The organism is Romboutsia sp. LXY-2, assembly GCF_056171995.1.
Genome location: NZ_JBKFGI010000022.1, coordinates 1 through 576 on the forward strand (window position 1 = coordinate 1; position 576 = coordinate 576).

Here is a 576-nt window from a genome sequence, read left to right on the forward strand (position 1 = left end):
TACCTGTAGCAACTGTTCCTCTTCCTGTTATAGAGAATACGTCTTCTACTGGCATTAAGAAGTTCTTATCAACATCTCTTTCTGGTTCTGGTATATAAGCATCTATTTGCTCGAATAAGTCTACTATTTTGTCTCCCCATACTGAAGAAGTATCTTGTAATGCCATTAAAGCAGATCCTCTTACTATTGGAGTGTCATCACCTGGGAATTCGTACTCGTTTAATAAGTCTCTTATTTCCATTTCAACTAATTCTAATAATTCTTCGTCATCTACAACGTCACACTTGTTTAAGAATACCACTATGTAAGGTACCCCAACTTGTCTAGATAGTAATATATGCTCTCTTGTTTGAGGCATTGGACCATCTGTAGCTGAACATACTAATATAGCACCATCCATTTGAGCAGCACCTGTTATCATGTTCTTTACGTAGTCAGCATGTCCTGGACAGTCAACGTGAGCGTAGTGTCTGTTTGGAGTTTCATACTCAACGTGAGCAGTAGAGATTGTGATCCCTCTTTCTCTTTCTTCTGGAGCCTTATCTATGTTAGCGAAATCTACTGCTTCTCCTAATT

1 protein-coding gene is annotated in these 576 nt (G+C 38.5%); it reads right to left on the minus strand.

Annotation, left to right across the window (positions count from 1 at the left end):
- A partial coding sequence (locus ACI48P_RS21290) for a GTP-binding protein (protein WP_475219394.1) occupies positions 1–576 on the minus strand: 576 nt, incomplete at both ends.